The 658-nt window shown below is 74.0% G+C and carries 1 pseudogene; it reads right to left on the bottom strand.

The window, feature by feature from the left end:
• Positions 1-658 (bottom strand): annotated as a pseudogene (locus B3547_RS17205) (TldD/PmbA family protein); the annotation flags it as partial.

The following is a 658-nucleotide window of genomic DNA, read 5'->3' as shown; positions in this document are numbered from 1 at the left end:
GCGCCTGCGGCGTGACCGTGCCGGGCTGGAGCACCACATTGCTGGCCGTGACGTGCGGCGGCCCCGAAGCCCCGCGCGACGCATGGCCGGTCGGCTCCGCGCCAAGCTGACGGGCCGAGGCCGAATCCATCAGCCATCCGGTCAGCCGCCCGGCCTCCACCAGCGCGCGCGGCGCGGTCGGCAGGCCTTCGCCGTCGAACGGGCGCGAACGCAACCCGCGCGGCCGCAGCGGATCGTCGAGAATGGTGATGGCGGAGTCGAACAGCTGCGCGCCATCGCGATCCAGCAGAAAACTGGCGCGCCGCGCGATCGCCGCGCCCGATATCGCGCCCAGCAGGTGCCCGACGAGTGATCCCCCGACGCGGGGATCGAATACCACCGGCATCGTTCCACTCTTGAGCTTGCCGGGGTTGAGCCGCGCCACGGCGCGGTCTCCGGCGCGGCGGCCGATTTCGGCGGGGGGCAGCAGGTCGGCGGCATGGCGGCCGCTGCGCCAGCTGTAATCGCGCTGCATCGCGCCGCCTTCGCCGGCCACGACGGACGCCGACAACCCGTGGCTGGTCGCGGCATAGGCCCCGGAAAAGCCATGGCTGGTAGCGAGCGCGACCACGCCGCGCCCGGCGCTGGCGCCCGCGCCTTCGCTGTTGGTCACGCCCGC

The sequence above is a fragment of the Novosphingobium sp. UBA1939 genome, assembly GCF_002336885.1.
Taxonomy (GTDB): Bacteria; Pseudomonadota; Alphaproteobacteria; order Sphingomonadales; family Sphingomonadaceae; genus Novosphingobium.
Note: the sequence above shows the minus strand (reverse complement) of the source record. Positions and strands in the feature narration are given on the sequence as shown.